The 24,494-nt window shown below is 73.4% G+C and carries 19 protein-coding genes; 10 read left to right on the forward strand and 9 right to left on the reverse strand.

Features of this window, described 5'->3' with window-relative positions:
- Positions 1-137: 137 nt before the first annotated feature.
- From J3P32_RS17185 to J3P32_RS17200, 4 genes are all read left to right on the forward strand, one after another.
- Entirely contained in the window at positions 138-1,640 is a 1,503-nt protein-coding gene (locus J3P32_RS17185) for a SulP family inorganic anion transporter (protein ID WP_307861748.1), read from the forward strand.
- Positions 1,641-1,773: 133 nt separating this feature from the next.
- Positions 1,774-3,855: an AAA family ATPase gene (locus J3P32_RS17190; protein WP_210441451.1), complete on the forward strand. Its 2,082-nt coding sequence runs from the start codon at positions 1,774-1,776 to the stop codon at positions 3,853-3,855.
- A gap of 49 nt (positions 3,856-3,904) precedes the next feature.
- Positions 3,905-5,278 (forward strand): FAD-dependent oxidoreductase, encoded by a 1,374-nt coding sequence (locus tag J3P32_RS17195; RefSeq protein ID WP_210441453.1) that lies wholly within the window; start codon positions 3,905-3,907, stop codon positions 5,276-5,278.
- Positions 5,279-5,581: 303 nt separating this feature from the next.
- Positions 5,582-6,313: a DUF5995 family protein gene (locus tag J3P32_RS17200; RefSeq protein ID WP_210441455.1), complete on the forward strand. Its 732-nt coding sequence runs from the start codon at positions 5,582-5,584 to the stop codon at positions 6,311-6,313.
- Between the two features lie 101 nt (positions 6,314-6,414).
- Here J3P32_RS17200 and J3P32_RS17205 read toward each other — a convergent pair whose 3' ends face one another.
- From J3P32_RS17205 to J3P32_RS17220, 4 genes are all read right to left on the reverse strand, one after another.
- A complete protein-coding gene (locus J3P32_RS17205) occupies positions 6,415-7,149 on the reverse strand; it encodes a hypothetical protein (protein ID WP_210441457.1) in 735 nt (244 codons plus the stop codon).
- Positions 7,146-7,805 (reverse strand): SatD family protein, encoded by a 660-nt coding sequence (locus J3P32_RS17210; RefSeq protein ID WP_307861749.1) that lies wholly within the window; start codon positions 7,803-7,805, stop codon positions 7,146-7,148. The genes J3P32_RS17205 and J3P32_RS17210 overlap by 4 nt, the downstream gene beginning before the upstream one ends.
- A 63-nt stretch (positions 7,806-7,868) precedes the next feature.
- Positions 7,869-10,865 (reverse strand): bifunctional [glutamine synthetase] adenylyltransferase/[glutamine synthetase]-adenylyl-L-tyrosine phosphorylase, encoded by a 2,997-nt coding sequence (locus tag J3P32_RS17215; RefSeq protein ID WP_210441461.1) that lies wholly within the window; start codon positions 10,863-10,865, stop codon positions 7,869-7,871.
- Positions 10,866-10,875: 10 nt separating this feature from the next.
- A complete protein-coding gene (locus J3P32_RS17220) occupies positions 10,876-12,222 on the reverse strand; it encodes a glutamine synthetase family protein (protein WP_210441463.1) in 1,347 nt (448 codons plus the stop codon).
- 120 nt (positions 12,223-12,342) lie between these two features.
- On the opposite strand from J3P32_RS17220, the gene J3P32_RS17225 reads away from it, so the two are divergent.
- Together J3P32_RS17225 and J3P32_RS17230 are read left to right on the forward strand one after the other, a co-directional pair.
- Positions 12,343-13,692: a M20 family metallopeptidase gene (locus J3P32_RS17225; RefSeq protein WP_210441465.1), complete on the forward strand. Its 1,350-nt coding sequence runs from the start codon at positions 12,343-12,345 to the stop codon at positions 13,690-13,692.
- 3 nt (positions 13,693-13,695) lie between these two features.
- Positions 13,696-15,309, forward strand: a complete 1,614-nt coding sequence (locus J3P32_RS17230) for an AbgT family transporter (protein WP_210441467.1) — start codon at positions 13,696-13,698, stop codon at positions 15,307-15,309.
- Between the two features lie 60 nt (positions 15,310-15,369).
- Here J3P32_RS17230 and J3P32_RS17235 read toward each other — a convergent pair whose 3' ends face one another.
- Together J3P32_RS17235 and J3P32_RS17240 are read right to left on the reverse strand one after the other, a co-directional pair.
- Positions 15,370-16,005, reverse strand: coding sequence for a hypothetical protein (locus tag J3P32_RS17235; protein WP_210441469.1), 636 nt, complete (start codon positions 16,003-16,005; stop codon positions 15,370-15,372).
- A 65-nt stretch (positions 16,006-16,070) separates the two neighbouring features.
- Positions 16,071-16,502 (reverse strand): hypothetical protein, encoded by a 432-nt coding sequence (locus J3P32_RS17240; RefSeq protein WP_210441471.1) that lies wholly within the window; start codon positions 16,500-16,502, stop codon positions 16,071-16,073.
- A gap of 101 nt (positions 16,503-16,603) precedes the next feature.
- Here J3P32_RS17240 and J3P32_RS17245 point away from each other — a divergent pair, with 101 nt between their 5' ends.
- Together J3P32_RS17245 and J3P32_RS17250 are read left to right on the forward strand one after the other, a co-directional pair.
- Positions 16,604-17,353 (forward strand): response regulator transcription factor, encoded by a 750-nt coding sequence (locus J3P32_RS17245; protein WP_210441473.1) that lies wholly within the window; start codon positions 16,604-16,606, stop codon positions 17,351-17,353.
- A gap of 1 nt (position 17,354) precedes the next feature.
- Positions 17,355-18,653: a sensor histidine kinase gene (locus J3P32_RS17250; RefSeq protein WP_210441475.1), complete on the forward strand. Its 1,299-nt coding sequence runs from the start codon at positions 17,355-17,357 to the stop codon at positions 18,651-18,653.
- A 42-nt stretch (positions 18,654-18,695) separates the two neighbouring features.
- On the opposite strand, the gene J3P32_RS17255 is transcribed toward J3P32_RS17250, so the two are convergent.
- The 3 genes from J3P32_RS17255 to J3P32_RS17265 form a co-directional block, all read right to left on the reverse strand.
- Positions 18,696-19,073: a hypothetical protein gene (locus J3P32_RS17255; RefSeq protein ID WP_210441476.1), complete on the reverse strand. Its 378-nt coding sequence runs from the start codon at positions 19,071-19,073 to the stop codon at positions 18,696-18,698.
- 30 nt (positions 19,074-19,103) lie between these two features.
- Positions 19,104-19,484 (reverse strand): hypothetical protein, encoded by a 381-nt coding sequence (locus tag J3P32_RS17260; protein WP_210441478.1) that lies wholly within the window; start codon positions 19,482-19,484, stop codon positions 19,104-19,106.
- A gap of 507 nt (positions 19,485-19,991) precedes the next feature.
- The gene (locus J3P32_RS17265; RefSeq protein WP_210441480.1) at positions 19,992-22,031 is read right to left on the reverse strand and encodes an NAD(+) synthase; all 2,040 of its coding nucleotides are present in this window, start codon (positions 22,029-22,031) and stop codon (positions 19,992-19,994) included.
- Between the two features lie 175 nt (positions 22,032-22,206).
- On the opposite strand from J3P32_RS17265, the gene J3P32_RS17270 reads away from it, so the two are divergent.
- Complete coding sequence (locus J3P32_RS17270) at positions 22,207-23,094, forward strand: GNAT family N-acetyltransferase (RefSeq protein WP_210441482.1); 888 nt, start codon at positions 22,207-22,209, stop codon at positions 23,092-23,094.
- 53 nt (positions 23,095-23,147) lie between these two features.
- A complete protein-coding gene (locus J3P32_RS17275) occupies positions 23,148-24,380 on the forward strand; it encodes a PQQ-dependent sugar dehydrogenase (protein WP_210441484.1) in 1,233 nt (410 codons plus the stop codon).
- Positions 24,381-24,494 lie beyond the last annotated feature (114 nt).

Raw genomic sequence — 24,494 nt, forward strand, 5'->3', positions numbered from 1 at the left:
GCGTGCACCCCGGCGGCGGACGCCCCCGGCGCGCACCCGTCTCGTCCATCGCGTGGGGGTCGGCCACTGGTCCTCACGCTCCGCCCGCGGCCCCGCCCCCTCGACCGCCCGCCCCTGTCCCTGAACGGAGCCTCGTCGTGTCCACCACCCTGCGCACACCCGCCGAACCGACGGTCCGCGCTGCGCTGCGGTCGCCGAAGATGCTGCGCACCGAGGTCCTCGCCGGACTCGTCGTCGCGCTCGCGCTCATCCCCGAGGCCATCTCGTTCTCCATCATCGCCGGGGTCGACCCCCGGATCGGGCTGTTCGCCTCCTTCACGATGGCCGTCTCGATCGCCTTCCTCGGCGGGCGCCCGGCGATGATCTCCGCCGCCACCGGCGCCATCGCGCTCGTGATCGCACCCGTCGTGCGCGACCACGGGTACGACTACCTCGTCGCCACCGTCCTCCTCGGCGGGGTCATCCAGGTCGTCCTCGGTCTGCTCGGCGTCGCCCGTCTCATGCGGTTCGTCCCACGACAGGTCATGGTCGGGTTCGTCAACGCCCTCGCCATCCTCATCTTCCTCGCGCAGGTCCCCCACGTGATCGACGTGCCATGGCTGGTCTACCCGATGATCGCCGTCGGCATCGCCATCATCGTCGCCCTGCCGCGCGTCACCAAGGTCGTCCCCGCCCCGCTCGTCGCCATCGTCGCGCTCACCGCCTTCACCCTCCTCGCCGCTCTCGACGTCCCGGACGTCGGCGACGAAGGCGAGCTCCCTGACAGCCTGCCGTCGCTGTTCCTCCCCGACGTGCCGTTCACCCTCGACACGGTGCAGATCATCGGCCCCTACGCCCTCGCGATGGCGCTGGTCGGGCTGCTGGAGTCCCTGCTGACCGCCAAGCTGGTCGACGACATCACCGACACCCACTCCGACAAGACCCGGGAAGCATGGGGACAGGGCGCCGCGAACGTCATCACCGGGTTCTTCGGCGGCATGGGCGGCTGCGCCATGATCGGCCAGACGATGATCAACGTGAAGGTCTCCGGTGCCCGCACCCGCCTCTCCACGTTCCTCGCCGGAGTGTTCCTGCTCATCCTCGTCGTGGGGTTCGGCGACATCGTCGCCCTCATCCCCATGGCCGCCCTCGTCGCCGTCATGATCATGGTCGCCGTCGGCACCTTCGACTGGCACTCCGTCCAGCCCGCCACGCTGCGCCGCATGCCGAAGTCCGAGACCACCGTCATGGTGGCCACCGTGGTCGTCACCGTGGCGACCCACAACCTCGCCATCGGCGTCGGCGTCGGCGTCCTGGTCGCCATGACCCTGTTCGCCCGCCGCGTCGCGCACCTCACCGAGACCAACCGCGAGCTCGTCACCGACCGCGACGGCACCACCTCGGTGGTCTACCGCGTCACCGGCGAGCTGTTCTTCGCCTCCAGCAACGACCTCTACACCCAGTTCGAGTACGCGGACGATCCCGCCCGTGTCGTGATCGACCTCTCCCGGTCGCACGTCTGGGACGCCTCCACCGTCGCCGCCCTCGACGCGATCACGACCAAGTACCGCCGCAAGGGCAAGACCGTCGAGATCACCGGCCTCGACCCCTCCAGCGCCGAACGTCACGAGCGGCTCAGCGGCTCCCTCGCCGGCCACTGAGGCCGCCCGCCCAGCGGCATGTCCGGACGTTCGAGCTGCGCCGGCACGCGGCGGTTGGCCGCACCCGATCAGCGTCACCGAGCACCCAGCGATCGTCGTTGACGATCGTGGGACGGCGTGGGATTGTCCCGCCATGGCCCGATCGGGGGGCAGAGGCGCGACACTCGCCGACGCGCTCGGACGCAGCAGGGCCGCCCGGTTCGTCGGCCGCGCGGCCGAGCAGGAGATGTTCGGGCAGATCCTGTCCGGCGGGTCCAGCGTCCGGGTGGTGTGGATCCATGGTCCGGGCGGCGTAGGGAAGAGCTCACTCACACAGGCGTTCCGACGGCAGGCGGCCGGCGCCGGGAGGTTGGCGATCCAGGTCGACTTCGCGTCAGTGGAACCCCGTCCGGACGCCCTCCTGCGCGAGGCCGCTGTGCAGGGCTGGGCGACGGACGGCGATCCCGCACCGATCATCACGCTCGACAGCTTCGAGCGCGCGGCGGCACTGGAGGGCTGGCTCCAGCACGAGTGGCTTCCCGCGCTGCCCGCGGCGGCGATCGTGGTCGTCGCCGGACGCAGGCCGCCGTCTCACCTCTGGCGGTCGGACGAGGGATGGCGGGAGCTGCTCGGCGAGATCCGGCTGCGCAACTTCGCACCGGAGGAGACCGCCGCCTACCTGGCCGGGTGCGACGTGCCCGAGTCCGAGCACGAGACCGCCGCCGAGCTGACGCACGGCCACCCCCTGGCCCTGTCCCTCGTCGCCGACCTGGCCCGGCACGACTCGGCGAAGTCGCTGACCCGGCTCGAGGACGCGCCGAACCTGGTCGACGAGCTGGTCCGCCGGCTGGTCGACAGCATCCCGGACGAGGCGCACCGTCGCGCGCTGCAGCTGTGCGCCCACGCCTGGATGACCACGGAGGACCTGCTGAGGGAGGTGCTCGAGACGCGGCGCGCCGGCGAGCTGCTGGCGTGGTTGCGCGGGCTGTCGCTGGTCGAGGTGGGTCCCTATGGCGTCTTCCCCCACGACCTGGCGCGCGACGTCATCGACGCGGATCTCCGCTGGCGCGACGCCGTCGCCTACGCAGACCTGCACCGGCGGGTGCAGCGGTCGAGCGTCCGTCGTGCCACACAGGTCACGGGCGCCGAGCAACAGCGGGCGATCATGCAGGTCGTCCACGCGCACCGGCACAGCGCGACGGCCGCGTTCTGGAACTACGACGAGCTCGGTACGGCGTACTTCGACAGCGTGCGCCCCACGGACGCGGACCACCTCCTGCAGATGACCAGCCGCCACCAGGGAGACGCGCAGGCTGCCCTGGTCGAGCACTGGCTCGGCCGGCAGCCCGGAGCGTTCCGTGTCGTCCGAACCAAGGCATCCGAGCCTGCCGGCTTCGCTGCGGTGGTGCGTCTGGACCTGGCCGACGCTTCCGACCTCGCGCCCGACCCGACGATGCGAGCGGCGCGCGAGGCGATCGAGCGCCGACGCCCGCTCCGGCCGGGGGACCACGCGACTGTGATGCGGTTCCTCATCGACGCGGAGCGCAACCAGTCGCCCTCCCGGACCCTGAACCTGGGCCCGGTGCTGAGCATCCAGACCCTGTTGGAGGACCCGGCGACGGCGTGGGACGTGATCTGCTGGGTCGACTCGGGTGCCATGGACCCGCTCATGGAGTTCATCGACTACCAGCGGCTGGACGGTGCCGAGCACCGCATCGGCGCGGGGGCCTACGCCTTGTTCGGACGCGACTTCCGGCGCGGGTCGCTGGCCGACTGGTTCGACCTGCTGGCCGACCGCGAGCTGGGCGCTCCGGTGATGTCGCCGACCGGTCGGTCCGACCTGCTCGCCCTGTCCTTCGACGAGTTCGCCACGAGCGTCGGTCGGGCACTCAAGGACCTCCACCGCCGCGACCAGCTGGTGGCCAACCCGCTGTGCCGGAGCCGGTTGGTGGTCGAGGGCGACGACGACCACGAGCCAGCCGACCGCCTGGCCGCCCTGATCCGCGACGCTGCGGACGCCCTCGCGGGCCATCCTCGCGAGGAGCGGCTCGCCCGGGCGATCGATCGCACCTACCTCCGCCCCGCTCCCACGCAGGAGGCGGCGGCTGAGGTCCTCGGCCTGCCGTTCAGCACCTACCGGCGACACCTGACGCGCGGGGTCGAGCGGATCGTCGAGATGCTGTGGCGCCGGGAGATCGGTGGCCAGGAAGTGAGCAGCAACCGGTCTGGAGAGTGAGCAGCGACCTGGATGACGGTGCTGGCATCCGTCGACCAGGAGGTGTTCCATGAAGTCCAACCCGACGCCGGCTCGCGACCGTGCGGTCGTCATCGGCGCCAGCATGGCCGGACTGCTCGCTGCACGCGTGCTCGCCGACCACTACACCGAGGTCATCCTCGTCGATCGCGACCAGCTGACCGGCGGCCACGAGCCGCGCCGCGGCGTGCCGCAGGGTCGCCACATCCACTCCGTCCTCGGCCGAGGGGACGAGATCCTCGCCGAGCTCTTCCCCGGCATCCGCGACGACTTCGCGGCGGCCGGCGCGGCGAGCGCGCGGATCGCCGGCGAGGTCCGGTTCATCAACGCGTACGGCGTGCTCCCGCGCGTCGAGGTGACCACCCCCTCGATCTGCGCCACGAGGCCGCTGATCGAGGACGTCGTACGGGAGCGCGTGCTCGCGGACCCCGCGGTCGAGCTGCGGGACAACACCGACGCGGCCGGCGTGATGGTGGACGGCGGTGGCCGGATCAGGGGCGTGCGGCTCGTCGCGCGCGACGATCACCGGGACCTGCCGCTGTCCGCGGATCTCGTCGTCGACGCCAGCGGGCGTTCCGGGCGCTCCGTCGCGTGGCTCGACGGGCTCGGCCACGGGCGGCCACCCGAGGACATCGTCCACTCGAACATGGGCTACGCGACACGCCGTTACCGGTTGGCCGGCTCGACCGGGCGCGACCAGTTCATCGTCGTGGCGGCACGGCCGGACCGTCCGATCGGCATGGCCGCCGGCGTCGTGGAGAACGACTCCTGGGTCGTGACCTTGTTCGGCTACGACAGCCACCAGCCCTCCGGCGCGGAGAAGGACTTCCTCCCCCAGCTCGAGGCGATCGCTCCTCGTGACCTGTTCGCCGCCGTGCTGGGGGGCCAGCCGCTCGGGCCGGTCGTGACCCATCGCACGCCGACGAGCATCCGGCGCAACTACCAGCGGATGCGTACCTTCCCACGCGGCCTGATCGTCTTCGGCGACGCCCTCTGCTGCTTCAACCCCATCTACGGTCAGGGGATCACCGTCGCCGCACAGCAGTCCCTGGTCCTGCGGTCCTGGCTCGAGAGCGGCAGCGACGACCCTCGCGTCTTCTTCCGTCACGCCGCGCCAGTGGTCCGAGGCGCTTGGGACATCGTGAGCGGCGCCGACCTGTCGATTCCCGAGGTGCCCGGGGACCGCCCGCTGTCGGTGCGCGTGATCGGGCGTTACATGTCGCGGCTGCAAGCGGCGGCCGTCGGCGACCCCGTCGTCGGACACGCCTACCTGCGCGTCCTCAACCTCCTCGACCGGCCGACCGCGTTGATGCGGCCCGCCATCGCCGCGCGCGTCCTGCGTCCCGGTGCCGCAGTTCGAGCTCTCGCCCCGACCGACCCCCAGCCCACGGCAGTCGGGTCATGACGCGGGCCAGCCGGTGGACCGACTCCGTGGTCGGGCGTCGCCGCGCTCGCCGTGCCTCGGGAGTCCGGGGAGGTACCGCTGCGCTGGCACGCACGACGTGCGGCGCATCCGCGACGCAATGTCGCGCAGGTCCGACGCCGCACGGGCGGCGGCGCGCTCGGACTGGCTGCCGGTGGGACCGAGCCCAGGACGGCGCCCCGTTGTGGTCGCCGTCGGACGGGTACCGGTGGCAGGCGGCCCCCGGACGGGTGCTGTGCAGGACGCGGAGATCGGACACCACGTATGGCGCCGGACGAGGTCGGTGTGGCAGCCGTGGTGGCTCGCATGCAGCAGTGCCTGGACCGTCTCGGGCCGGCCCAGCACGGACACCGGGCGTTCCTGAGCACCTACCTGCGCACGACCGTCGCCGTCGGGGAGGCGATCGGACGAGGCGTCTTCGAGGACAGCACGTGGGTCGAGGCGTGGGACGTGGCGTTCGCGGACCTCTACTTCGATGCGCTCGATGCCGACGCCACCGCCGGCGAACGGGTGCCGCTGCCCTGGCGGCTCGCACTCGGTGCACCGCCCGACCTGCCGCCGCTGCGGCACGTGCTGCTGGGCATCAACGCCCACATCAACTACGACCTGCCCCAGGCCCTGCTGGCGGTGATCGACGACCGTGACTTCGCCGACCCGGTCGTGATGGAGCGGCGGCGGCGCGACCACGAGCGGATCGACGCGGTGCTCCGGGCGCGCGTCGGTGCCGAGAACGAGGAGCTGGTCGCCCAGTCGGGCGGGACGCTGCTCGACCGGGTCCTGCAGCCCGTGAACCACCGGGCCTCCGGGCGCTTCCTGCGCATGGCGCGGCGCAAGGTCTGGCACAACGCGCTCGAGCTGCAACGGGCCCGTCTCACCGGACCGGAGGCGTACGCCGTCCGGCTCCGGGAGCTCGAGGCGTTGAGCGCTGCGCGCATCGACGACCTGCTCGCGCCCGGACCGGTGCTCCTGCGCCTCGGCATCAACGGCTCCGGGATCCTCCTGCCGCCCGTGCGGTGACGTGCTCCTTCTGCTTCGGCCTGGGGCGGATCCGAGCGTGCACGTGTCCGACCCGCGAACCGCACGCCCCGGGAGCCGCGGAGCCCCCCCCCCCCCCCCCGTCATCCCAGGAGGACGAACGACCCCAGCGCCACGAGCCAGGACGCGAACGAGCCGAGCAGGAAGTACTCCGTCATCTCGTGCACCGTCTGCTGCTCGTGACGTGAGGAGAGCTCGGGGAAGCGCAGCAGTCCCTTGGCCGCGACGACCACGCTGGCAGCGGTCACCTGGCCCCCGAGGGCGAGGGCGAGGATGAAGACGCGCTCGAGGGGCCCGAGGAGCCGGCCGCCCTTGAGCTGCGTCGGCGGCAGCGCGCCGTCGGCGCGCGGATTGATCGTGCCGGTTGCCTTGAGCACCAGCCGCACGAGGACGTTGCCGGTCGACAGCTGCACCGCGAAGGCGCCTAGCAGCAGCAGGAAGCGGTCGGTCGGGACGTCGCCCAGGTCGGCCACGGCCAGCGAGTCGAGCCAGCGTCCGAGCGGACCCGCGGCGTCGGGCGCCAGGCCCGAGCAGGCGATGGCCCCCAGCAGCGCGACGACGAACACCCCCAGCGGGAGCCGGGCCGCCTTCGGGCCCGGGTGGCCGAAGCCCCAGGTGACCGTGAGACCCCACACCAGCACGACGGCGACGATGACGAGGAGCGCACCGACGTCACGACCCGACGTCAGCCCGGCGAGCAGGCCGGTGCAGAGCGCCACCAGCGCGCCGACGCACTCCGGCAGGAACCGGGTCCTGCGCACGGAGTGCGTGAGGTCGGTGACCGCGAGGCCGATCAGCAGGATCCCGAGCCAGCTCACCCGTCGCCTCCTTCCTGCTGCTCGTCGCCTCGTCCGGGCCCGAGCATGTCGTGGGCGGCGACGATCGCCGCCAGGCCGTCGGCGCGCACCCGCTGCGACACCGCGGACGGGCTGATCCCCAGCTCCTCGGCGACGTCGCGCTGCGTCTCGTGGGACAGCAGACCACGCAGCACCGACACCGAGCGCTCCGACAGGCCGCTCACGCGCTCGTCGCGCAGCACGAGCGCGGCGTTCACCAGCCCGGGGTCCGGACCGCCCGGCGCCCCGTCCGCGACGGCGTACGCCGTGCGCAGCCACCGCTGGGCCGAGGTCGACTCCGACCGCGCGGCGGCCTCGATCGCCGACCGGGCCGCCCACCAGCCGGGGCCGTCCTCGATCCCGGCCCCGGCGTCGAGGAGCGTCGTGCCGCCCCAGCCGATCCCGTGCCGCACGTCGCACACCGTCCACATCTCGACCCGCACGAGGAGCGTCGCCTGCACGGCCTCGCCGACGGTGGCGAAGGTCCCCTGGAACTCGTCGCCCGCGGTGATCCACAGGGGCCGCACCGGGGCGAGGAGGTCGTTGACCGCGGCGATCGCACGCGACAGCTCCTCGTGGAGGCGCCGGCGGTCGAGCGAGGCGCGCGACCCGACGAGGTCGCCGATCACTGCAGCCACTTCCTTCACTCGACCCATGGTGAAGGTTATTGCTTCATTTGTCTACCGATGAAGATTCCCGCTTCATTCCCAGAAGACGCGCTCCACGACGGCGTGGGCGCGCCGCGTCGTGCGCAGGTAGTCGTTCACCATCTGGTCCGAGGCGCCCTGCGGATAGCCGAGCACCTGCGCGACGGCGGCCCGCTCGCGAGCGTCGCGCGGGAGCTGGTCGAACGGCTTGCCCCGCACGAGCGTCACGGCGTTGCGGACCCGGCTCACCAGGCGCCAGGCCTCGGCGAGGGTGGCGGCGTCGTCCTCGGCGATCAGCCCGGCCTCGGCTGCGGCCTGGAGCGCGGGCAGCGTCTGGGGCGTCCGCAGCCCCTCGACGCGCCCGGCGTGCCGCATCTGGAGGAGCTGCACCGTCCACTCGACGTCGGCGAGCCCCCCGCGCCCGAGCTTGAGGTGGGTCTGCCGGTCGGCCCCGCGGGGCAGCCGCTCGTCGTCGACGCGCGCCTTGATCCGACGCACCTCGACCACGTCGGACTCCGAGATGCCGTCGGCCGGGAAGCGGATCGGGTCGACCAGCTCGGTGAACCGCCGTCGCAGGTCCTCGTCGCCGGCCACCGCGTCCGCCCGGAGCAGCGCCTGGAACTCCCACACGTGCGACCACTTGGCGTAGTAGGCGGCGTAGGACTCCACCGTGCGCACCATCGGTCCGTTCTTGCCCTCGGGGCGCAGGTCCGGGTCGACCTCGAGCGGCGGGTCGCTGGCCGGCAGGGACAGCAGCCGCCTGACCTCTCCGACCACGGCCGTGGCGAACGACGAGGCCGCCTGCGGCTCGACGCCCGGCGCGGGCTCGTGCACGAACATCACGTCGGCGTCGCTGCCGTAGGACAGCTCGAAACCGCCGTAGCGGCCCATCGCGATGACCGCGATCCGGCTCGCGGGGGCCTCCAGGCCACGGTGCCGGCGCACCGACTCCGTGGCGACGGCGAGGGTCGCCTGCAGCGTGGCGTCGGTGAGGCGGCTGAGCCCCTGCCCGACCAGCGCCACGTCGGTCCCCGCCACGAGCTCGCCGCACGCGATCCGCAGCAGCTCGCGCCGGCGTACGGCGCGCACCGCGGCGACCGCGGACTCCGGGGTCTCCGCGCGCTCGACCAGCGCCTGCATCTCGGCCAGCGCGGCCTCGGCGCTCAGCGGCACCAGCGACTCGCCGAGCATCTTCACCCCCTGCGGCTCGCGCTCGAGCAGGTCGGTGGCGTAGCGGGACGTGCCCAGGACGCGGGCCAGCCGCTGCGCGACCTGGCCCTCGTCGCGCAGCATCGTGAGGTACCACGGCGTGCGCCCGAGGCTCTCGCTGATCCGCCGGAAACCGAAGAGCCCGGCGTCCGGGTCGGGCGAGTCGGCGAACCACTCCAGCAGCACCGGCAGCAGGGTGCGCTGGATGTCGGAGGTGCGGGAGACCCCGCTCGTGAGCGCCTCGAGGTGGCGCAGCGCGGCCCGCGGGTCGGCGTACCCGAGGGCGGACAGTCGCGCCTCCGCGGCCTCCAGCGACAGCCGCGCCTCCCTGCCGGGCAGCTTGGCGACCGCCCCGAGGAGCGGACGGTAGAACAGCTTCTCGTGGAGCCGGCGCACCTCGCGGCGGTGGTAGCGCCACTGCTTGTCGAGCGCGGCGGCGGGCTCGGAGAGGAACCCGAGGGAGCGGCCGAGGCGGCGCAGCGACGCGTCGTCGTCGGGCAGCACGTGGGTGCGCCGCAGCTGGTGCAGCTGGATGCGGTGCTCGAGGGCGCGGAGGAAGGAGTAGGCCTCGTGCAGCCGCTCGCCGTCCTCGCGCCCGACGTAGCCCCCGGCCGTCAGCCTGGCCAGCGCGCTGAGGGTCGCGCCCTCCCGCAACGACGGGTCGGAGCGACCGTGGACCAGCTGCAGCAGCTGCACGGCGAACTCGACGTCGCGCAAACCCCCCGAGCCGAGCTTGAGCTGGCGCTCGGCCTCGTGTGCCGGGATGTGGTCGAGCACCCGGCGGCGCATCGCCTGCACGTCGCCGACGAAGCCCTCGCGCTCCGCGGCGCTCCACACCATCGGGGACACCATCTCGCAGTAGCGGCGGCCGAGGTCCCGGTCGCCGGCGACGGGGCGGGCCTTGAGCAGCGCCTGGAACTCCCAGGTCTTCGCCCACTTCTCGTAGTAGCCCTGGTGGCTGGCCAGCGTCCGCACGAGCGGGCCCTGGCTGCCCTCGGGCCGCAGGTTGGCGTCGACCGGCCAGATGGTGCCCTCGCGGGTGTGGTCGGAGCAGATCCGCATGAGGTGCGAGGCGAGCTGCGTGGCGGCCCGCAGCGCCGTCCCTTCGCCGCCATCGCCATCGGGGCCGCCGTCGGACGCCGGCTCGTAGGCGAAGACCACGTCGACGTCGGAGATGTAGTTGAGCTCGTGGCCGCCGCACTTGCCCATCGCGATCACGGCGAGGCGTGCGGTGCGCGCGCTCTGCCCGAGGCGCGCGCGGGCGATCGCGAGCGCGGCGTCCAGCGTCGCCGCGGCGAGGTCGGAAAGCTCAGCGGCCGCGTCGTCGACGCCGAGGTGGTGGGCCAGGTCGCGGGAGGCCAGCCGGAGCAGGATGCGCCGGTACTCCACGCGCAGCGCGTCGACCGCCTCCGCGTCCGGCAGCCCGGCGACGGGCTCCTCGGCGTGCGGGTCGGCGCCCACCGCCGCCAGCATCGCCTCACGGACGGCGTACGCCGCGGTGCGGGTGCTGCCCAGCGTCGGGTCGGTCAGCTCCCGCCAGTGCTCCGGGTGTCGGACCAGGTGGTGCGTCAGCGCGACGCTGGCGCCGAGCACGCTGCACAGCCGCATGGCGGTGCCCTCGTCGTCGGCGACCTCCGCGAGCATCCGGCGCCCGGCCCCCTCCTCCTGCCCGTCGAGGGCCTCGACGAGTCGGAGCAGTCCGCCGAGCGCGGCGTCCGGGTCGGCGGAGGCGGCGAGCGTGTCGACGAGCGGCGCCCCGGCGTCACCGAGCTGCTCGACGCCCTGCGCGGCGGCGGCGCCGTCGACGAACCCCTTGCGCACGAACGACCCGGGCGACGTCATGGGGCCGGCCTCAGATCACCGGGAGCATCCGGTCGCGCTCGTAGGCCGAGACCTGCGTCCGGTACTCCTCCCACTCGGCGCGCTTGTTGCGCAGGAAGAAGTCGAAGACGTGCTCGCCCAGCGTCTCGGCGAGCAGCTCGGAGTCCTCGGCGACGCCGATGGCGTCCGACAGGCTGCGCGGCAGGGGCGTGATGCCCAGCGCGCGCCGCTCCCGCTCGGTCAGCGACCAGACGTCGTCCTCGGCCTCGCGAGGCAGCTCGTAGCCCTCCTCGATGCCCCTCATGCCCGCGGCAAGGACGACGGCGAAGGCGAGGTAGGGGTTGCAGGCCGGGTCGATCGTGCGCAGCTCGACGCGCGTCGACTGGCCCTTGTTGGGCTTGTACATCGGCACCCGGACCATCGCGGACCGGTTGTTGTGGCCCCAGCACACGCCCGAGGGCGCCTCGCCGCCGCCGAGCAGGCGCTTGTAGGAGTTGACCCACTGGTTGGTGACCACGCTGATCTCGCTGGCGTGGCGCAGGATGCCGGCGATGAACTGGCGTCCGGTGCGCGACAGCTGGTACTCCGCGCCCGCCTCGAAGAAGGCGTTGCGGTCGCCCTCGAAGAGCGAGACGTGGGTGTGCATGCCCGAGCCCGGGTGGGTCGTGAACGGCTTGGGCATGAACGACGCCCAGATGCCCTGACCGAGCGCCACCTCGCGGATGACGGTGCGGAAGGTCATGATGTTGTCGGCCGTGGTCAGCGCGTCGGCGTAGCGCAGGTCGATCTCCTGCTGGCCGGGACCGCCCTCGTGGTGGCTGAACTCCACCGAGATGCCCATGGCCTCGAGCATGGTGATCGCCTCGCGGCGGAAGTCCGCCCCCCGCGACTGGGCGGTGTGGTCGAAGAACCCGCTGCGGTCGACCGGCTGGGGCTCGTCACCCTTCCCGGGCACGTCCTTGAACAGGTAGAACTCGATCTCGGGGTGGGTGTAGAAGGTGAACCCCTTGTCGGCTGCCCGGCTGAGCGTCCGCTTCAGGACGTGGCGCGGGTCGGCGTACGACGGGCTGCCGTCGGGCATCACGATGTCGCAGAACATCCGTGCGGTGGCCGGGCCGCCGTCGTCGCCGGTGCGCCAGGGCAGGATCTGGAACGTCGAGGCGTCGGGGTGGGCGAGCATGTCGGACTCGTAGACGCGGGCGAAGCCCTCGATGGCCGACCCGTCGAAGCCGATGCCCTCGTCGAAGGCGTTCTCGAGCTCGGCGGGCGCCACGCTCACGCTCTTGAGGAAGCCCAGCACGTCGGTGAACCACAGCCGCACGAACCGGACGTCGCGCTCCTCGAGCGCCCGGAGCACGAAGTCCTCTTGCTTGCCCATGGCACCACCCTAGGGGGCGCCGGCGGCCGTTCCGTCCGGTGGCTGAGGTGTGGTCGGTGCTAGCGTCGCGAGACCAGTCGCCCGCTCGGGCCCGCCCCCCACGGGAAGGGACACTGCACGATGAGCCACCACGACGAGTCCTCCGGCACCTCCGCCCCCACACCACCGGACAGCTTCCTGCTCCGCCACCTCGGCGAGGAGGCACGGCGCCTGGCCCGGACGGCCCGGGCCCCGGAGGCGACCACCGCCGGCGCCGACCCGGACGTCCTCGCGGCGCTGGGTGCGGCCGTCGACGAGCTCGCGCCGACGCTGCTCGCCGCCAGCCACGACCTGTCGGAGCATCCCGAGGTCTCCTTCGAGGAGCACCGGTCGGCGGCCGTGCTCGCCGACCTCGTCGAGGGGCGCGGGATCGACGTGGTCCGCCAGGCGCACGGGCTTCCCACCGCGCTGCGCGCCGAGGTCGGCGACCCCGACGGCCCCACCATCGCGGTGCTCTCGGAGTACGACGCCCTGCCGGGCATCGGGCACGGCTGCGGCCACAACGTCATCGCCACCGCCGGGCTGGGGGCGTTCCTGGCACTGGCTGCCGTCGCCGACCGCCTGGCGGGTCGCGTCGTGTGGCTCGGCACCCCCGCGGAGGAGGGCGGCGGTGGCAAGGAGCTCATGGCGGCCGACGGGGCGTTCGAGGGCGTGGACGCGGCGCTCATGGTGCATCCGTTCACCTACGACATCGCCGACCCGCTCTTCCTCGGCCGCCGGCAGCTCCGCGCCACCTTCACCGGCATCACCTCGCACGCCTCGGCGCAGCCGTTCATGGGCCGCAACGCCCTCGACGCGGTCAACCTCATGTACACCGGCGTCGGGCTCCACCGTCAGCAGATGCCGCCGACGGACCGCGTGCACGGCGTCGTCACCGCCGGCGGGGAGCGACCCAACGTCATCCCCGAGCACGCCGAGATGCTGTTCTACCTGCGCAGCGAGCACCCCGAGGGGCTCGCCGTCCTCAGCGACCGGCTCGCCGACATCGCCCGCGGCGCGGCCCTCATGACCGGGTGCGGCGTGGAGCTGTCCTGGGACGAGGCACCGGCCTACCTGCCCGTCCGCGGCAACGGCCCCCTCGCCGCGGCGTGGACGACCCGCTACGGCGAGCGGGGGCGCACCGTGCTGCCGCCGGACGTGGTGCCGCGCATGTTCGCCGGCTCGACCGACTTCGGCAACGTCTCCTACCGGCTGCCGGGGGTCCACGCGATGGTCCGGATCACCGACGCCGACCTGTCGCTCCACACCCGGGAGTTCGCCGACGCCGCGGTGAGCGAGGAGGCCGACCGGGTGGTGCTCGACTCGGCCTGGTCGCTGGCGGCGGTCTGCGCCGACTGGCTCAGCGACGCCGAGCTGCGGCAGGCGGCCGCCGACGACTTCGCGGCCGCCGGCGGCGCCGTCGACGTCGCGTCCTACTTCGGGGAGGGCTGAGCGATGACCGCCACCGACGCGACGCCGTCGCGCACCGACCGGGCCCTGGCCGCCGTCGAGCGCGTCGGCAACCGGCTCCCCGACCCGTTCCTGCTGTTCCTCGGCCTGTTCCTCGTCGTCGGCGTGATCTCCACGGTGCTGCAGCTGCTCGGCACCGCGGTGACCATCCCCGGGTCGGACGAGGAGACGGCCGTCCGCGGCCTCTTCACCGGCGAGGGGCTGTCCTGGCTGACGGTCAACCTCGGCGCCAACTTCATCGGCTTCCCGCCGCTGGTGACCGTCGTGACGATCCTGCTCGCCGTCACCGTCGCCGAGCGCACCGGCCTGCTCGGCGCGGCGATCCGTGCCAGCCTCGGATCGGCGCCGCGCTGGCTGCTGCCGTACGCCGTCGGGTTCGTCGGGGTGAACGCGTCGGTGATGGCCGACGCCGCCTTCATCGTGGTGCCGCCCCTGGCGGCGATGGTCTTCAAGGCAGCCGGGCGGCATCCGCTCGCGGGCCTGGTCGGAGGCTTCGCCGCCGTCGGTGCCGGCTACTCCACCTCGATGCTGGTCACCAGCCTGGACGCGCTGTTCGCCGGGATCACCAGCTCCGTGACCACCGGCCTGCCCGAGGCCGGGGCGGCGGTCACCCCGGTCTCCAACCTCTGGTTCAACATGGCGTCGTCGGTCGTGCTGGCGCTGGTCGCGGGCCTGGTGATCGACCGCCTCGTCGAGCCGCGCCTGGTCCGCGAGGACGCGCCGGTCGACATGGTCGAGCAGGACGACGCCGCCGCCACCCTCGACGGCGGCGCCGGTGACGACGAGCACGTCGCCCCCGCGCTGCGGGCGGCGCCCGTGGACCTCTCCCCCGACCTGGAGCCGGCGGAGCGTCGCGGGCTGCGCGTGGCGGGCCTGGTGTTCCTCGCGCTCGCCGTCGTGATCCTGGCGGCGGTGCTGCCGGGCGGGTCGCCGTGGCGCAACGAGGACGGGGCGTTCCTCCCGGAGTCCCCGCTGCTGGACTCCACGGTGTTCGTCGTGTTCGTGATGTTCCTCGGGCCCGCCCTGGCGTACGGCTTCGTGAGCGGGTCGCTGCGCGAGGCCGCCGACGTGCCGAAGGTGATGGGCCTGGGCATCAAGGACATGGCCGCCTTCATCGTGCTGGCGTTCATGCTCGGGCAGTTCATCGCGCTCTTCAACTGGAGCAACGTCGGCTCCGCGCTGGCCGTCGCGGGCGCCGACGGCCTCGAGTCGATCGGCCTCACCGGCTACCCCGCCATCATCGGGTTCATCCTGCTCGCGTCGTTGCTCAACCTGTTCATCGTCAGCGGCTCATCGATGTGGACGCTGATGGGCGCGGTCTTCGTGCCGCTGTTCGCGCTCCTGGGCTACGAGCCGGGGTTCGTGCAGGCGGCGTTCCGGGTGGGCGACTCGGCCACCCAGGTGATCACGCCGATGAACCCCTACATCTGGATCTTCCTCGTCATGCTCAAGCGCTACGAGCCCGACGCGGGGCTCGGCACCGTCATCTCGCGGATGATCCCGTTCGTGGTGCCCTTCTGGATCTCCTGGGTGGCCGTGCTCACCGTCTTCTACCTGACGGGCGCCGACGTCGGGCCGGGGGTCGGGATCCGGATCTGAACGCCCCGGTCGCGGCCCCCAGCGTCCCGCCGCCGATCCCCGGCCCGGTCAGGCGCGGCGTCAGCGGCAGATGTTGACGTCCTGGGAGCCGAGGACGCCGTCCCAGACCTCGCGCATCGGCCCGAGCCAGCTCTCGGTCGTCGGCACGAACGCGATGCTGCCGTTGACCTTCTTCCTCACGCCGTCCACGCGCACCTTCTCGACGACGAGGGGGACGGTGACCTCGCGGCGGCGCACCCCCTCCCAGCAGGCCGAGGCACGCTTCTTCGTCACCGCCTCCTCGAGCGTGACCGGGTCACCGACCCGCTCGCCGTTGTAGCGCCACGCGACGGTGGTGAGGTAGCCGGTGTGGCCCTCCCACGGCGCCACGACGGTCACCGACATGCCCCACGTGCGCCTGGTGGCCACGTCGAAGGTGACCGTGCCGCCCCGCACCTCCTTGGTCCTGGACTGCCAGACGTGGACCACGTCGGCATCGAGCGTGCCGCGTGCGTTGACGAGCTGGACCTCGCAGCCCTCGCAGTCCTCGACCGCGAAGGTCAGCGCCGTGCGGGACTGGGCGCCGCGCTCGTCGGGCTGGGCCCCGACGGGGGTGGCCTGGGCCACCGCGGCGGGGGCGGCGAGCGAGCCGGCGAGCAGCGCGGCGCCGAAGGCGGTGCCGAGGGTGGTGCCGAGGGTGGTCATGCGGTTGGTCATCTGTCTCTCCCGTGAAGTGGTCGTCGAGGGTGGACGCGCCGCGACAGCGGGAGGTTGCATCTTCCTCAGTCGTCGGCGAGCGTGTTGCGCTCGAGCTCGGCGAGGGTGGGTCGGCCCCGGTTGCAGAAGACCTCGAGGTCCACGGAGTTGCGGCCGTCGCTGAAGACCGCGTCCACGTCGTCGTCCGGGCCCTTCTCCCAGCTCACGACCCGCCACCCGGCCGCCTCGTCGGGTCGTACACCGACGCCGTACGCCCACGTGTCCCGGCACTGCACCACGAATGCGCCCCACTCACCGGAGATCTCCTCGCGCACCCGTGGCCCGTCGGGTGACGGGACCGAGGCGGGGTCGACGGCGGTGTCGCGCACCACCTCGTCGCCGACGGGGCCGCGGTCGCGGATCGTCGCCCCGACGGTGGACACGGCGAAGACGCCGACCAGCACGGCCACGGCCGTGGTGGCGGCCCACAGCCCGACGAGCAGCATCCGACGCCTCACCGGACCATCGTGCCGCCTGCCGGGTGAGGACGAGGCCAGGCGGTGGTTAAGGCGCGGCTAAGGCCGGGGGCGGCCGGCGTCCGGGACGGTACGGTCTCGGCGTGGCCGAGGTGCTGATTATCGAGGACGACGACCGGATCAGGCCGTTGCTGGTGCGCGGCCTGCGCGAGTGCGGCCACACCGTGACCTCGGCACCGAACGGGATGGGCGGCCTCCAGCTCGCCGTCGACTCCTCGCCCGACCTGGTCGTCCTCGACCTGGGCCTCCCCGACGTCGACGGCACGCAGGTCCTCTCGATGCTGCGGGCCGTGAGCCAGGTGCCGGTCATCATCGCCAGCGCCCGCGCGGACGACCCGTCGCTCGTGGGCGCGCTCGACGCCGGCGCCGACGACTACGTCGTCAAGCCCTTCACGAGCGCCCAGCTCGACGCGCGCATCCGGGCGGTGCTGCGGCGCGTCGACGCCGGCCGCCAGCGGCCCAGCACGGTGACCGTCGGCGGGCTGGCGGTCGACCTCGCCGGCCGGCGGGTCCACCTCGACGGTCGCGAGGTCGAGCTCACCCCGCGGGAGTTCGACCTCCTCGCCCATCTCGCCGAGCGACCGGGCGAGGTGGTCACCAAGCGCGACCTGCTGGTCGAGGTCTGGCGGCAGCCGTGGGGCGGCTCCGACAAGACGGTGGACGTCCACCTCTCCTGGCTGCGCCGCAAGCTCGGCGAGACCGCCGCCGCGCCCCGCTACCTGACCACGGTCCGCGGCGTCGGCGTACGCCTCGCGGCTCCCGAGCCGACCCCGGAGCCGGCACCCGAGCCGGCCCACGGGCCGGCCCACGGGCCGGCCGCCGAGGACGGCTGAGGTGCGCCGCAGCCTCCTGCTCACCGCGGCGGCGGCGGTCTCGATGGTCCTGCTCGCCATGCTGGTGCCGATGGCCATCCTGGTCCGCAGCTACGCCCTGGAGGACCGGCTGGCGCGGGCCGCGCTCGAGGTGCAGGCGGTCGAGACCGTGGTGTCCGGGCAGGACAAGGGCGTCGTCGGGCAGTACGTCGACCGGCTCAACGACGCCGCCGAGCACACCCGGGTCACCGTGCTCTACCCCGACGGGACCGGGGTCGGGCCCGACCCCGGCGAGGACGAGCGGGTCCTCGACGCGCGCAACACCGGACGCGCCCGCGTCGACGACGTGGCCGGCGGTTCGCAGGTCCTCGTGCCGGTCTCCCGTGGCGGCAACTCGGCCCTCCCGTCGCTGACGCCGGTGATCCGGGTCGTCGTGGACGAGCCGGGGATCACCTCTGCGGTGGGCGTCGCGTGGGGCCTGCTCGGGCTGCTCGCGCTGACCCTGCTCGCCGGCTCCCTGGTCGTCGTCGACCGCTTGGGCCGGTCGTTCGTCCAGCCCATCCGCCGGCTCGCCGAGCACACCCAGACGCTCGGGCGCACCGGCACGGTCGCGCCGGTGGCGGCGGTGTCCGGACCGCGCGAGGTGCAGGAGCTCGCCGGCGCCGTCGACCGCCTCGTCGGCCGGATCCAGCTCCTGCTCGCGCGCGAGCGGGAGCACGTCGCCGACCTCTCCCACCGCCTCCGCACCCCGGTGACCGCGCTGCGGCTGCGGGTGGAGGCCGTGACCGACCCCGACCTGCGCGAGCGGCTCGGCGGCGACCTCGACGCCCTCCAGGCGACGGTCGACGAGATCGTGCGCGAGGCACGGCGCTCGGAGCGCGAGGGCCTCGACCCGCGCACCGACGCGGTCGCGGTCATCGCCGAGCGCGTCCGTCACTGGGAGCCGCTCGCCGAGGACCAGGGCCGGCCCTACGAGCTCGCCCTGGCCACGCACGGTCCGCTGCTGCGCACCAGCCGTGCCGACCTCGAGGCCCTGGTCGACGTGCTGCTGGACAACGTCTTCTCGCACACCTCCGACGACGCCGCCGTACGCGTGAGCCTGACCGCCACCGACGACCGCGTCGAGCTGGTCGTCGACGACGCCGGGCCCGGCCTGCCCGACGGCCTGGACCCCACCGGCCGGGGTGAGAGCGGAGCCGGGTCCACCGGCCTCGGCCTCGCGATCGCGGCGCGAACGGCCGCGGACTCGGGCGGGAGCCTCACGACGGGCACCTCCGAGATGGGGGGAGCCCGGGTCGCCGTCACGTTGAGGACGGCCTGACCCGGGCTCCAGCCGGTCGGCGGGCCGCCGACCGGGCGTGCGTCAGCGCACAGCGACCTTCGTGGAGCAGGTCCTGCCGCCCGCCGGCGTCACGGACAGCCGGAAGGTGTCGGAGCCCGCGGTGTCGCGACGGAACGTGTCGAGGTCGAGCTCGCCCTCGCCGTCGGCGCGCAGCACCCGCGACGTCGCGACCCTGCCGTCGTGCCGGATGGTCACCCGCCACTCGCTGCCGACCCGGGCGCCGTCGACGTCGGCGTCGACCTCGAAGCCGCCTCGCTCACGGTCGACGCCGAGCTCGTACGTCGCCCCGGCGCAGGTGCCCCGCCGCTCGGCGTCGGCACTCGCCGGTCCGGCGGCCAGGACGGTGGTGCCCGCCGCGGCGGTGGCGACGAGGGCGGTGGTGGCGATCAGCTTCTTCATGGGTGTCTCCTCTGTTCGGTCGGGTGCGGGTCAGGAGCCGAGGGTGGCCGTGCACGGCTTGCCCCCGGCGGGGCCGAAGGTGACGGTGTACGTCGCGTCGCCGGGGTTGCCGGAGCTGTAGGCGTCGACGTCGATCTCGCCGTCCTCGTCGGTGGTGCGGCTGCCGTCGAGCAGCGACGCCTCGCCGCGGAGCAGCTCCACCTGCCACTCCTCGCCCGGACCGGAGGACTGCAGCTCCGCACTCACCTCGGTGCCGTCGTCCTCCGCCTCGGCGCTGAGCTCCCAGGTCGCGCCGCCGCACGTGCCGCGCTCGCTGGTCTGGTCCTCGACGACGTTGCCGACGGCCCACCAGGCTCCGGCTCCGACGATGACCGCCGCGGCGACGCCCCCTCCGATGACTGCCTTGTGCACGATTCCTCCTCCTCGTCCGACGCCGTGGTGGCGTCACGACAGGAAGGCTCGTCGAGGCGCGGCTAACCGCGCTCCAGCCCGCCGCTAAGGGCAGGCAAAGTCGTCCGGAGCGGTGCGTGAGGCAGGTTCTGCGCCTCGAAAAGGTGCCTCACGCACCGCCCCGCCCCCAACCACCCGAGCAGCGGTGAGTCACGCAGGTTCCGCGCCCCGAAAAGCTGCCTCACGCACCGCCCCGCCCCCAACCACCCGAGCAGCGGTGAGTCACGCAGGTTCCGCGCCCCGAGAAGCTGCCTCACGCACCGCCCCGCGCCCGCCCACCCGAGCAGCGGTGCGTCACGCAGGTTCTGCGCCCCGAAAAGCTGCCTCACGCACCGCCCCGCACCCGCCCGCACCCGCCCGCGCCCCGAAGAGCTGCCTCACGCACCGCCCCGCCCCGCCCCCCCGACGAGCGGTGACTGACGCAGGTTCCGCGCCCCGAGAAGCTGCCTCACGCACCGCCCCGGCGGGTCAGGACGCCGGGACGTCCCGCTCGATCTCGGCCAGCCACGCCGTGCCCTTGGCGTCGCTGGGCATCCGCCAGTCGCCACGCGGGCTCATCGTGCCGCTCGGGCTGACCTTGGGCCCGTTGGGCAGGGCCGAGCGCTTGAACTGGTTGGCGAAGAAGCGGCGGACGAACACCTGCAGCCAGGTGCGCACCTCCTCGAGCGTGTACGCCACGCGCGCGTCCTCGGGGAAGCCGGGCGGCCACTCCCCCGACTCGACGTCCTTCCACGCGTGCCAGGCCAGGAACGCGATCTTGCGCGGCCGGAAGCCGTGCCGCACCACCAGCGCCAGCGTGAAGTCCTGCAGGTTGTAGGGACCCACTGTGTCCTGGGTCGCCTGCGGCTTCTTGCCCTCCTCGATGGGCACCAGCTCGGGGGTGATCTCCTGCTGCAGGATCTCCCTGAGGAGGTCGTTGGCCTCCTCGAGCTCGCCGTGGCTGATGACCCAGCGGATCAGGTGCTGCACAAGCGTCTTGGGGACCCCGGCGTTGACGGTGTAGTGCGACATCTGGTCGCCGACGCCGTACGTGCACCACCCGAGCGCCAGCTCCGACAGGTCACCGGTGCCGACGACGATGCCGCCGCGCTGGTTGGCCAGCCGGAAGAGGTAGTCGTAGCGCAGCCCGGCCTGCACGTTCTCGAAGGTGACGTCGTAGACCTTCTCCCCGCGCGAGTAGGGGTGCCCCATGTCCGCGAGCATCTGCTCGGCCGCCGGGCGGATGTCGATCTCCTCGAAGGTGACGCCGAGCGCCTGCGACAGCCGGGTGGCGTACGACTTGGTGGTCGACCCGGTCGCGAAGCCGGGCATCGTGAACGCCAGCACGTCGCTGCGCGGACGGCCCAGCCGGTCCATCGCCTTGCACGCCACGATCAGCGCGTGGGTGGAGTCGAGGCCGCCGCTGACGCCTATCACGGCCTTCGGCGTGCCGATCGACGACAGGCGTCGCTCGAGGCCGGAGACCTGGATGTTGTAGGCCTCGTAGCAGTCGAGCTCGAGCCGCTCGGCGTCGTCGGGGACGAACGGGTAGCGGTCCACCTTGCGCAGCAGGCCGATGTCGCCGGCGGGCGGCTCGAGCTCCCACTCCACCGTGCGGAACCGCTGGACGCGCTCGGCGTGGGTGCGGCGGTTGTCGTCGAAGGTGACCTGCCGCATCCGCTCCTGGCGGATCAGGTCGAGGTCGACGTCGACCACGGTGCGCCGCGGCCCGTCGGGGAACCGCTCGCTCTCCCCCAGCAGCGACCCGCACTCGTAGACCATGGTCTGGCCGTCCCAGCTCAGGTCGGTCGTCGACTCCCCCTGGCCGGCCGCGGCATAGACGTACGCCGCCGCGCACCGCGAGCTCGCACTGCGGACCAGCAGCCGACGGTCCTCCGCGCGGGCGATCGTGATCGGCGACCCGCTGAGGTTGACGAGCAGGGTCGCGCCCGCGAGCGCGGCCTCCGCGCTCGGCGGCACCGGCACCCACAGGTCCTCGCAGACCTCGACGTGCATGTCGAGCCCCGGGACGTCGAGGCACCGGAAGATCAGGTCCGGTCCGAACCGGACGTCCTGCCCGGCGAGGGTCACCCACTCGAGCTCGCGGTCGTCGCCCGGTGCGAACCACCGGCGCTCGTAGAACTCGCGGTAGTTGGGCAGGTAGGACTTCGGGGCGACGCCCAGGATCGACCCGCGGTGCACGACGACCGCGCAGTTGAAGACCCGGTTGTCCTGTACCACCGGCGCGCCGACGACCAGCATCGTCATCAGGTCGGCGCTCGCTGCGACGATCTCGGCGATCGCGTCCTCCACGCCCGCGAGCAGGGTGTCCTGGAGGAACAGGTCGTCGGCCGAGTAGCCCGTCAGGCCCAGCTCGGGGAACACCGCGACAGCGACGTGGTCGTCGTGGCAGGCCCGCGCCTGCTCGATGACGGCCGCCGCGTTCGCGGCCGGGTCGGCGAGGTGCACCGGCAGCGTGCAGGCCGCGATGCGGGCGAATCCCTGGGCATAGGCGGAGTAGAAGTCCACGGCGTCACTCTAGGGACCGCGGCACCGCCACGTGTGCCTCCCTCCGGGCGGTCGGTCGGGCACGGGGCCGGGCTCGACCGCGAGCTCGCGCATCCTCGGGTCGCCCACGACGACCGGTCCGCGAGCGGCGGAAAAGGTGGGGACGAGCTGCCGTGGCGCGTCCTACGGTGCGGTCATGGCCCTCGACATCAGCCCCTGCTCCACCGACGAGGACCTCGAGGCCTGGCGCCGGGTGCGGATCGCGGTGGTCCCCTACGAGCGCACGCAGTCCGTCGCGGAGCTGCGGGCCGCCGACACCCCCGAGCGACTGCTGGTCCTCGCTCGCGAGGACGGCGTGGTCGTCGGATCGGGGATGGCCAACCGGTCCGACCTGTCCGGATCGGGCAGCGTCGCCCCGCGCGTCCTGCCCGAGCACCGGCGCCGCGGCGTCGGCACCGCGATCCTGCAGCGCCTGGTCCAGCACGTGGAGGGCCTCGGCTACCCGATGCTGCGTGCCGGCGCGGACGACGAGGGATCCCTGGCGTTCGGGCGGCGTGCCGGTTTCGCCGAGGTCAACCGGGAGGTGGAGCAGACGTTCCGCATCGAGGGGCCGGTCGAGGTGTCCCCGGTGCCGGACGGCATCGAGGTGGTCACGGCCGAGGAACGCCCCGGCCTGTGGGAGGCGGCCTACGAGCGCTTCGGGCGCGAGGCGCTGGCCGGCTTCGCCGTCGACACGCCGCTCGACGTCACGCCGCAGGGCTGGGTGCAGTCGTGGCGCGTCGACCCGACGTTCCTCGCCCTCCACGACGGCGAGGTCGTCGGGTGCGCCGGCCTCGGGCTCGACCCCGACCAGCCGGACCGCGCGGAGAACGGTCTCACCGCCGTGCGCGGCGACTGGCGTGGCCGCGGCCTCGCCGTGCACCTCAAGCAGGTCGCCCTCGCCTGGGCCGCCGACCACGGGGTCCACGAGGTCTACACGTGGACCCAGGACGGCAACGCCGCCATGCGCGCCCTCAACACCCGGCTGGGCTACGCGACGACGAGGGTCGGTGTCCAGCTGGCCCGCTCCGTCCACCCGGGCTGAGGCACCCTTTCGGGCACTGTCACCCGACGTCCGACGCGCCGTAGCGTCAAAGGGTGCGCCCCACCCCTCGCACCACCCCGCGCCCCCTGTCCACCGCTCCTGCCCCTCGGCGCGCCGCGCTCGCCGTGTCCCTCGCCGCGCTGGCCGGGAGCCTGCTCGCCGGCCTGCCGACCTCGGCGGCCCAACCCGAGCCGGCGACCAGCGCCGCTCCCGGCGCGACGGCCGCGCCGGCCGACCGGTCGGCCGCGCAGGCGCCCGTCCTGCGGGTGCGCACGGTCGCCCGCCGCCTCGCGCACCCGTGGGACGTCCAGCAGGCGCCGGGCGGGCGGCTCGTCGTCTCCGAGCGCGACCGCGCCCGCCTCAGCGTCGTACGCAAGGGGAAGCGGCGCACGCTCGCCGACCTGAGCCGGTCGGTCTGGGTGTCCGGCGAGACCGGCCTGCTGTCCCTCGCGGTCGACCCGGGGTCGCGCACGCTGTGGGCCTGCTACGGCGCCACCCGCAGAGGTCGCCACGAGGTGCGGGTGACGCGCTGGCGGGTCGACCCCGCCTGGCGCCGCCTGTCCCACCGCGCCGTGGTGCTCGGCGGGATCCCCGCGACCTCCGGCCGCCACGGCGGCTGCCGCCTGCTGCTCGACCGCGACAGCGACGCGCTGCTCATCGGCACCGGTGACGCCGCCGTCGGGACCCATCCGCGCGACCTCGACTCGCTCGGCGGCAAGGTGCTGCGCGTGCACCGCCGCACCGGCGCGGCGATGCCCGACAACCCCTTCGCCGGCGCCAGTGGCAAGCGGCGGTTCGTGTGGACCTACGGCCACCGCAACGTGCAGGGGCTCGCCCAGCGCGCCGACGGGTCGGTGTGGTCGGTCGAGCACGGCAGCTACCGCGACGACGAGGTCAACCGTCTCGTGCCGGGCGGCGACTACGGCTGGAACCCGGTGCCCGGCTACGACGAGTCCGTCCCGATGACCGACCACTCCCTGCCCGGCGAGCAGCAGGCGGCCGCCTGGTCCTCCGGGAGGCCGACGATCGCGACGTCCGGCGCCGCGTGGGTGAGCGGCGCGCAGTGGGGCAGCCTCGACGGCACCCTCGCCGTGGCGGCGCTCAAGGGCTCGCGCGTGGTCTTCATGCGCTTCGACCGCGACGGTGTGCTCCGGGACGTGGTCCGGCCGCGGCGGCTCACCGGCCTGGGCCGGCTGCGCTCGGTCACCAGCGCACGCAACGGCGACCTGCTCGTGACGACTGACAACGGCGCCCGCGACCGGGTCCTGCGGGTGTCCCCGCGCTGACGCCATCCGTGCAAGGACACCCCCGAATCTGGGGTTGCCCGGTGGGCGCCGTGCGCCGCTAGCGTCGATGACGTGCGCCTCCACCTTCGGACGACCCTGCTGCCCGTTGCCCTC

The organism is Nocardioides xinjiangensis (assembly GCF_017916385.1).
GTDB classification, from domain to species: Bacteria; Actinomycetota; Actinomycetes; order Propionibacteriales; family Nocardioidaceae; genus Nocardioides; species Nocardioides xinjiangensis.